The sequence below is a fragment of the Bartonella sp. AP72JLCBS genome (genome assembly GCF_042195705.1).
GTDB lineage: Bacteria > Pseudomonadota > Alphaproteobacteria > Rhizobiales > Rhizobiaceae > Bartonella.
In genome coordinates this window covers 1-8,031 of the sequence record NZ_JBHIOU010000026.1, presented here as the reverse complement: position 1 = coordinate 8,031, position 8,031 = coordinate 1, and the positions used below count along the sequence as shown (strand labels likewise).

The following is an 8,031-nucleotide window of genomic DNA, read 5'->3' as shown; positions in this document are numbered from 1 at the left end:
ACCAGCCGCAGTGATACGGGACAAAGTTCCAGCAAGCAAAACTCTGTTTCCATTGGTTATAATAGCCGAGAAAAGGAAGGTACAGCCACAACCAATATTTCCTTGAACAAGGATAAATCCTCTAGTGATTATCATAGTGTTGTGGAGCAATCAGGCATCAAAGCGGGTGATGGTGGTTTTAAGATCAACGTTAAAGATAAAACAACGCTGACCGGAGGACTTATTTCCAGCACTGCGCCGGCAGATAAAAACAGCCTGACCACAGGAAGCATTAGTACCAGTGATATCAGCAACAGTGCGCATGCTCAAGCCAGCAGTCAAGGTTTAAGCATTTCAGCGGGTGGTCCGATGTATCAGGGCAAATATGGTGTCGGGAAAAACATTGCTAAAAATGTCTTAGATCATTCAAAAGCTAAAGATTCAGAGGAAGGATATACCAAATCTGCCATTAGCGATGGCACTATCGTCATTACTGATGAAGCAGGGCAGAAGGCATTAACAGGGCAAGACGTGGAACAAGCCATAGCCTCCCTTAATCGTGATACTGCCACCGCCCATAAGGGTGTACAACAGCTCGATGTAGGCAAGCTGGAACAAATCGTCCATGAAAACCGTGAAATGGCAACTCAACTCTTAGAAGAAGGGTTTAAATACAGCGATGACTCCTATAAAACCATGTTTATCAAAGAGCACCCCATCGCCGTGGTGGATCGTGATGAAAATGGCAATACAATCTATGAAATAGATGCGAATGGGGTACCTATAAGAGATGCTCGTGGACAAAAAATCCCCAAGTTCCATTATTTAACGGATGAAGAAAAGCAGCATTTGCAAGAAGGCTCTGATGGCAAAGTGCATGTGTCCTTTAATGGCATCTTTACTCCACCAGAGGAAGCCGCTGTTTATGCAGAGCAACATGCGAAGGATAAAAATAATCCGCTTTATTTTGTTGTGTTCCCTCAAGCCGATTCTGCTATCTCAGAACTTCTAGTCGCGGGCTATCAGAAGTTTATGGAAAATAACTTTTGGGGTTTGACCAATTCCACACAAGAAGCAAAAGATTTGATGTATAGCTATGGTCTTACAGGATTAGAACTTTATGGACATAGTCGCGGGACAATGACATTGGGGAATATGCTGAATTCTTTCAAACAAGAAGGTGTTCACGGTATAGCCAACGAAAACACGACTATCAATCTCTATGGACCAGCCTTTAATGTTTTAGTTGCAGCCGGTCTGTTAGATTATGTGAGTGATGGCAAACAAACCACTATTGGCTTTGATGGGAATAGATATGACTTTGTCAGCAGAATTATTGGCGGCAATGGCTATACCTACGGGACACTCCCTGCTGGTAGTAACGTTTGGACAGAATGGTTGAGAGTGATCATGAATCCCATAAGTTCCCATACTTGTCTTGGAGATGCAGGTTATAAATGTAGATATGATTATGGTTCATCTCATCGTGAACAATTTCCTTTAAGTAAATCATGGAGTAAAAAATGAAACACATCGTAAAATTATTAAGTGCTGTAACTTTGTTAAGTATAGCTGGATGTCAGTTTAATAAACCTCCTTCAGGATATTTGACTGCTTGGGAGAAACCGGGAGCAGATTTTACTGAGGTAGGAAAAGGCTTGTTAGAATGTGGTATGCCAACCCCTTATGATAAGGATCCAGAAAGCAGCAAGCTCAGTAATAATGCAATAGCAACAATTCATGCTTGTATGGTTCAATCAGGATTCCGCTATAAAGATGAAAGGGGGGGGGGGTGGTGTGTAAACCATAAAGCCGAAAACTTGCCCATTTGTCGTCCAGGCGCTGTTGTTCCACAGCGCAGTGTCAAGAAGCGCTTAAACAGCCCTTTTTGTAAAAAATATAAAAATGCACCTGAATGCAAACCTTAAGTCTTGCTAGTGATGATCAACAATCCGCTATCCTTGCCTTCACTTGGAATGGCGCGATTGTTTCCTCACGCACATTATTTAACGGATGAAGAAAAGCAGCATTTACAAGAGGGTGCTGATGGCAAGGTGCATGTGTCCTTTAATGGCATCTTTACTCCACCAGAGGAAGCCGCTGTTTATGCAGAGCAACATGCGAAGGATAAAAATAATCCGCTTTATTTTGTTGTGTTCCCTCAAGCCGATTCTGCTATCTCAGAACTTCTAGTCGCGGGCTATCAGAAGTTTATGGAAAATAACTTTTGGGGTTTGACCAATTCCACACAAGAAGCAAAAGATTTGATGTATAGCTATGGTAACACGGGATTGCATTTTGATGCCCATAGTCGTGGCAGTTTGACAGGCTTTAATATGATGAATTCTTTCAAACAAGAAGGTGTAAATGATGTAGCAGGCAATACAACGATCAGTTTCCATGGACCAGCGGCTAATGTTTTGGCGGCATCCGGTTTGTTAGGTTATGTGAGTGGTGGCAAACAAACCACTATTGGTTTTGATGGGCATAGATTTGACGTTGTAAGCAGATTGATTGGTGGCAATGGCTATGCTTATGAGACAATATCTGCTGGTAGTAACTGGTGGACAGAATGGTGGAGAGTGATCATGAATCCCATAAGCTCCCATACCTGTCTTGGAGATGTGGGTCCAAAATGCCAAAAGTTTTATGGCTCATCTCATCGTGAACAATTTCCTTTAAGTAAATCATGGAGTAAAAAATGAAACAAACTCTAAAATTATTAAGCACTGTAACTTTGTTAAGTATCACTGGATGTAATATCGATAAACCTCCTCCAGGAGAGGTGGCTACGTGGGAGAAAAATGGTGTTACTGATTTTACTGAGGTAGGAAAAGCCTTGTTAGAATGTGGAATGCCGAGCCTTATTGATGCCGATCCAGAAAACAGAAAACTCAGCTACAATGCATGGGCAACTATTGATGCCTGTATGGTTCAATCAGGTTTTCGTGATAAAGTGGGGGGAGGGACTTGGTGCGAGAATCATAAAGCCGAAAACCTTCCCATTTGTCGTCCAGGCGCTGTGATCCCCAGGCGCAGTGTCAAGAAGCGCTTGAACAGCCCTTTTTGTAAAAAGCATCCAGAACAATATGAATGCTATCCTTAAGTCTTGCTGTTTGTGATGACCAACAATCCGCCCTCCGTGCCTTTGCTTGGAATGGCGGGATTGTTTTCTCAATCCATCATCTCAATATTGTTCACCGTTGTTTTAAGCAGCGGTGACAGAAAATATCAACAGGTTTATGAGCTGTTTTATCGTAAAGAAACCCACTGAAGGAGGGGAAGAATGAAGAAAGTCTTGCAATTATTGAGCGGCATAGCTCTGTTAAGTATAGCTGGATGTGAGTATAAAGCTGAGGTTCCCTTATCAGCTTGGGAATTATGGGATAAGCCTGGTGCAAATACAATTGATATAGGGAAAGCGCTGTTAGAATGTGGCATGCCAACACCTTATAATCGTGATGAATACAACAGAAAGTTAGACGGAAATGCGAACGCATTAATTGAAGCTTGCATGGTTCAAGCAGGTTTTAGATATAAATCCGGATATTTGAGTTCGTGTGAGTTTTTTGATGCTCGTTTTCCGATTTGTCATTCAGGTGCTGTCATTCCTCAAAGAAGTGTTAAGAAACGCCTGAACAGCCCCCATTGTAAAAGAAATAGAAACAAGCCTGAATGTCTACCGTAGTTTTTTGATGATGGTATGATTAAGAGTAATCTTTAGTTTTTTTATCTTTTGCATAAGTGTGTGGGCCAATTGTATCGGCACTCAACATGTTTCAAATTGATATGGACAGAGGAATATAAAACATCGACAAGCTTATAAGCAATCTTATCATAAAAAATCATTGAAGGAGAGAAAAAATGAAAGCAACTTTAAAGTTATTGAGTGGATTGGCTTTGCTTATTATAGCTGGATGTTTTCCAGGTCCTTACCAGGCTGTGGATGTATTAGAGAAGCTAGGAGAAGATAAGATTGAGATTAAAAAAGCACTATTAGAATGTGGAATGCTGAATCCTCATGATGATTATATGATGGATTATAGAGAGTTAAGTATAAATGCGAATACATCTATTTATGCATGTCTAACCCAAGCAGGTTTTCATAGTAAATTAGGAGGGAAGTGGAGAGATCGGTGTAGAAATTATAATGCCGAAGATCTTCCGATTTGTGTGCCAGGTGCTGTCATTCCAAAACGAAGTGTCAAGAAGCGTTTAAATAGCGCTTATTGCCAAAAATATAAAAATAAACCAGAATGCCAACCTTAAGCACTGCTAGTGATGATCAACAATCTGCCATCCTTGCCTTCACTTGGAATGGCGCGATTGTTTCCTCAATCTGTCATCTCAATATTGTTCACCGTTGTTTTAAGCAGCGGTGACAGAAAATATAAACAAGCTTATGAGCTGTTTTATAGTAATAAATCCATTGAAAGAGGGGAAAAATGAAGAAAATCTTAAAACTGTTGAGTTGTATAGCTCTGTTAAGTATCACTGGATGTGTTAATTCAATTCCCTCACTTTCTCCAGCATTATGGAGAAATAAAATACTTTTAGAATGTGGAGTACCGGACCTTAATAAGGTTGTGGCGCTAGATTTGAATCAATTTGCCAGTATTGAAATGTGTATGGCGCAATCAGGTTTTCGCCCTAGCTTTACAATACAAGAATGGTGTGAAAATCATAAATCAGACAACCTTCCCATATGTCGTCCTGGTGCTGTCATGCCTCAGCGAAGTGTTGAGAGACGCTTAAATAGCCCTTATTGTAAAAAACATTCAGAACAACTTGAATGCCAGCCTTAAGTCTTGCTTCAGTAGAGAAAGCCTTGAATTTACACCAAATAAAGCACCAGGTTGATGAGTTTGAGAAAGCCTTGTCCGTCCTTACGTGACAAGGTTTTCTTTTTATGCCGCGTCGTTATAACGTTGCTGTTTTGCTTGCTCGATGACATTCAAAAGATCCGATTGTAACCAACGCGATAAAAAACCAAATTTTAAAGGTTTTGGGAGAGAGCCATTGGTAACATGACGGCGGAATGTTGAGACACTCATATGAAGCAGTTTTGCACTTTCACGGTCTGTTAAAAGAATATCATTTTCTGTCATACTAAAATCCTTTCAAAAGTAAAAAAATGAGAACAAATCATAACTATTTATTAACCACATTTTGGTTCATTTAGAAAGATGTTTTATTTATAGAAAACAATATTTTATTATACAATTTCTGATGTGATACTTTATGAGTCTTATTGAGAAAGAATGAGAGAGAAGAGAGCTAAAGTTATCCACAGATCATGGGGTTATTCACCCCATATCTTAAGATTGACCAGTGACATAAGCCGCCCATTTATCCATATAAACGCGGCGCTGTTCTAGATAATCAGTACGACGATAGGCACGCTCTACTTTACCGCCTACTGTATGACTTAGAATAGTTTCTGCGACTTCATAAGGGGCATCGGTTGTTTCAGCGAGCCAATCACGTAAACTAGAACGAAATCCATGGGGGCATGCCTCAATTTTATTGTCTCTCATATATTGAGCCATACAATTTGCAGCGAGGGGACCCCGACCGGTTGCAGAAAAGAAGAAATCATTGCGAGAAAGCAAGCGCGCTTGTTTTAAGATTTCTAATGCTTCTGATGATAGAGGCACGCGAAACTCTTCTGTAGTATCACGTCGACCTTTCATATTTTCAGCAGGGATTGTCCAGATATCGCCATCAATTTGATCTTTATGAATATGACACAAAGGGTTGGTACGAACGCCTGTCAAAATAAGCAAACGCAAAGCCAGTTGTGTTAAGGTTGATGCTTCGCAAAGTGTTTTATAAAAGGCAGGGACATCTCTCCAATCCATAGCTGGAAAATTTTGCGTTTTATGGCGTTGTTTACCTAAGAGAGCGCGTGCTTTTTCTGTTGCTTGTAAATCAACATCCAAACCCAAAGCAGCCGCATGTTTGAGACAAATATTAAGGCGGGTAAGAGCTTTATCAGCTGTTGCTGCTTTTGTATGCCAAATGGGAGCAAGTGTATTGCGTATCTCTGTTTGTGTAATCTCTGAAACGGGGAGGCAACCTAATTTGGGGAGAATATGGAGTTTTAAGGGTAAAAACCAACGCCCATCTTTACCATCTCCTTTTAGTTCAGCTTTACGGCTTTCAAAAGCATCCAACGCGATATCTTTTAAATAATGGAGATTACTTATTGCCTCACGCTTTTGTTTATTGCGTTCTTTAATGGGGTCACGACCTTCACGAAGAACAGAGCGCCACCCAGTTGCCAATTCACGGGCTTGTTTTAAAGAGACATCTCTCAAGGCACCCAAGCCCATTTCACGGCGCCGCCCATGAATGGTAAAACGGTAAATCCATTGAGCACCTCCATCTTTACGCTTATGAAGTAACAAGCCGGCACCATCATTATATTTGCCAGCTCCCAATGTTGCGACAGCCCTTGCATTAAGACGGTTCATAAGAGCCATTTTTAGTCCTTTCTTATACAAATTTTATCCATACACTCATCCCACTTGTTATGTACAAATGAGTGGTTTTAGTTGATTCAAGATAAACAGATTTGAAATGAGAGAATCTTACGTTATTCGGGATTCTAATTCAATATGAATAACGCTATATTATCATTATAAATCAATGTGTTATCTGAGTTCTGATCAACATCATAAGTTTGCCTTGGAATGTAAGGACCATGTTTCTTTAGAGCCTTTGTTATCATCAGAGCAGCAAGGAACGCCGGTTTGTTACAGTTATTTTGATAGGAAATTACATCTTTATCCCACACCGGATAAAGCCTATCAGATTCAACTCATTCTCTCTCCATTGCGTTTATCAGAGATAGAGAGTGTCGATGAGGAGCATCCATGGTTTGTGCACGCGTTTGATTTGATTAAGGCGCGTGCAAAATACGAACTTTACAAGAATATCTTGAAAGATCCCGATTGTGCAACGGCAGCTTACAATGACTTTAACGAACAGTTGCATGAATTGCGTGCAGAGACGTCTCAACGTCATAACGTGACCAGAATAATACCAACGGATTTTTAAGATGGTTTATTTTCCAGTAGCCGATTACAGACCAGATGTTTCGGTCGTCAACGGTAGCTTTACGGATACGCTTGTGAATGTTTTACCGGCTGATGGCTGTTACATTCCGATGCCTAGTGCAATGGTTGTGTCTCATGCTTTGGAAGAAAAGCCTTTGGGGTGCATAGCGTTTAGAAGTGGCAATGGTGTTAAGATAATCGTAGGAGGCAAGCAAAAGCTTTACAGTTATGATAGTCAAACGAAGGGGTGGAAGGACATAAGTCAAAGTGGTGTGACTTATCATGCGCATGAAGATAATCAATGGTCGTTCGCTTTGTTTGGTCAAAGAATTATTGCGGTGAATAAAAATGATAAACCACAAGTTTTTAATACCCATAGTTCTGAACGATTTGAAGATTTAGGAGGCAATCCCCCGAAAGCAGGCTTGGTGAAGGTTTGGGGACCTTTTGTTTGTTTGATGCAATTGACAGATCACCCTAATCGCATTCATTGGTCAGGTTTGGAAGATGCAACCCATTGGACAGTTAAGCAGAAAGATTGCGATTTTCAAGATTTTCCAGATGGAGAATATGTTCAAGGGTCTACGGAATCGACTAATCCCCTCATTTTTATGCGTTCTGCTATTTATGCAGGAACCTTTGTTGCGGGTTCTAAGATTGTGTTTACGTTTCAAAAGATACAAGACAAGCGCGGAGCCCGTAGTGCGTCCTCTATAGCATGTCGAGGGAGTGATGCTTTTTTTGCGAGTGATGGTGGTTTTTATCAGATGAGTTTGGATGGTCAACTTTTGCCGATAGGCTTTGAGAAAGTTGATAGAACAGTTTTTAAAACCTTTGATAAGTTTGCTCTTGATGAGATGCAAGGGGTTATAGATCCCATTGATAACCGGATTTACTGGTCCTTAAAAAGAGGTAATAACGAGCAAACGACCTTTGTCTATGATTGGGGATTGCAGAAATGGTCGACGCTACAGGGAAAACCTTTCACGTT

The 8,031-nt window shown here is 40.6% G+C and carries 10 protein-coding genes and 1 pseudogene; 9 read left to right on the top strand and 2 right to left on the bottom strand.

The features are described 5' to 3' along the window. The 7 genes from ACFILO_RS08710 to ACFILO_RS08680 form a co-directional block, all read left to right on the top strand. Nucleotides 1–1,506: filamentous hemagglutinin (locus ACFILO_RS08710; protein WP_375678151.1), on the top strand; the 1,506-nt coding region annotated here is incomplete at its 5' end. After that, complete coding sequence (locus ACFILO_RS08705) at nt 1,503–1,907, top strand: hypothetical protein (protein ID WP_375637312.1); 405 nt, start codon at nt 1,503–1,505, stop codon at nt 1,905–1,907. The genes ACFILO_RS08710 and ACFILO_RS08705, both read left to right, overlap by 4 nt. A 12-nt stretch (nt 1,908–1,919) precedes the next feature. Beyond that, nucleotides 1,920–2,684: a filamentous hemagglutinin gene (locus tag ACFILO_RS08700; RefSeq protein WP_375678150.1), complete on the top strand. Its 765-nt coding sequence runs from the start codon at nt 1,920–1,922 to the stop codon at nt 2,682–2,684. After that, nucleotides 2,681–3,085 carry a hypothetical protein gene (locus ACFILO_RS08695; RefSeq protein ID WP_375678149.1) on the top strand — a complete coding sequence of 135 codons (405 nt, stop codon included), beginning with the start codon at nt 2,681–2,683 and terminating at the stop codon, nt 3,083–3,085. Before ACFILO_RS08700 ends, ACFILO_RS08695 begins: the two co-directional genes overlap by 4 nt. A gap of 180 nt (nt 3,086–3,265) precedes the next feature. Then, complete coding sequence (locus ACFILO_RS08690) at nt 3,266–3,667, top strand: hypothetical protein (protein ID WP_026500687.1); 402 nt, start codon at nt 3,266–3,268, stop codon at nt 3,665–3,667. Between the two features lie 176 nt (nt 3,668–3,843). Then, on the top strand, nt 3,844–4,248 hold the full coding sequence (locus tag ACFILO_RS08685; protein WP_026500686.1) for a hypothetical protein: 405 nt from the start codon (nt 3,844–3,846) through the stop codon (nt 4,246–4,248). Nucleotides 4,249–4,424: 176 nt separating this feature from the next. After that, complete coding sequence (locus ACFILO_RS08680; RefSeq protein ID WP_015856194.1) at nt 4,425–4,784, top strand: hypothetical protein; 360 nt, start codon at nt 4,425–4,427, stop codon at nt 4,782–4,784. Nucleotides 4,785–4,886: 102 nt separating this feature from the next. Here the strand turns inward: ACFILO_RS08680 and ACFILO_RS08675 are convergent, their stop codons facing one another. Together ACFILO_RS08675 and ACFILO_RS08670 are read right to left on the bottom strand one after the other, a co-directional pair. Then, on the bottom strand, nt 4,887–5,087 hold the full coding sequence (locus tag ACFILO_RS08675) for an AlpA family transcriptional regulator (RefSeq protein WP_015856172.1): 201 nt from the start codon (nt 5,085–5,087) through the stop codon (nt 4,887–4,889). Between the two features lie 210 nt (nt 5,088–5,297). Further along, nucleotides 5,298–6,464, bottom strand: coding sequence for a tyrosine-type recombinase/integrase (locus tag ACFILO_RS08670; RefSeq protein ID WP_375678148.1), 1,167 nt, complete (start codon nt 6,462–6,464; stop codon nt 5,298–5,300). 172 nt (nt 6,465–6,636) lie between these two features. Between ACFILO_RS08670 and ACFILO_RS08665 the strand changes: the two are divergent. Together ACFILO_RS08665 and ACFILO_RS08660 are read left to right on the top strand one after the other, a co-directional pair. Continuing rightward, nucleotides 6,637–7,041 (top strand): annotated as a pseudogene (locus tag ACFILO_RS08665) (hypothetical protein); the annotation flags it as partial. 1 nt (nt 7,042) lies between these two features. Then, nucleotides 7,043–8,031 (top strand): hypothetical protein (locus tag ACFILO_RS08660; RefSeq protein WP_375678147.1); only part of this gene is annotated, 989 nt, incomplete at its 3' end.

Bases quoted from the DNA above. Each gene is read 5' to 3' on its own strand.
- ACFILO_RS08705 (WP_375637312.1), top strand. From the start codon at position 1,503: ATGAAACACATCGTAAAATTATTAAGTGCTGTAACTTTGTTAAGTATA.
- ACFILO_RS08700 (WP_375678150.1), top strand. From the start codon at position 1,920: ATGATCAACAATCCGCTATCCTTGCCTTCACTTGGAATGGCGCGATTG.
- ACFILO_RS08695 (WP_375678149.1), top strand. From the start codon at position 2,681: ATGAAACAAACTCTAAAATTATTAAGCACTGTAACTTTGTTAAGTATC.
- ACFILO_RS08690 (WP_026500687.1), top strand. From the start codon at position 3,266: ATGAAGAAAGTCTTGCAATTATTGAGCGGCATAGCTCTGTTAAGTATA.
- ACFILO_RS08685 (WP_026500686.1), top strand. From the start codon at position 3,844: ATGAAAGCAACTTTAAAGTTATTGAGTGGATTGGCTTTGCTTATTATA.
- ACFILO_RS08680 (WP_015856194.1), top strand. From the start codon at position 4,425: ATGAAGAAAATCTTAAAACTGTTGAGTTGTATAGCTCTGTTAAGTATC.
- ACFILO_RS08675 (WP_015856172.1), bottom strand. From the start codon at position 5,087: ATGACAGAAAATGATATTCTTTTAACAGACCGTGAAAGTGCAAAACTG.
- ACFILO_RS08670 (WP_375678148.1), bottom strand. From the start codon at position 6,464: ATGGCTCTTATGAACCGTCTTAATGCAAGGGCTGTCGCAACATTGGGA.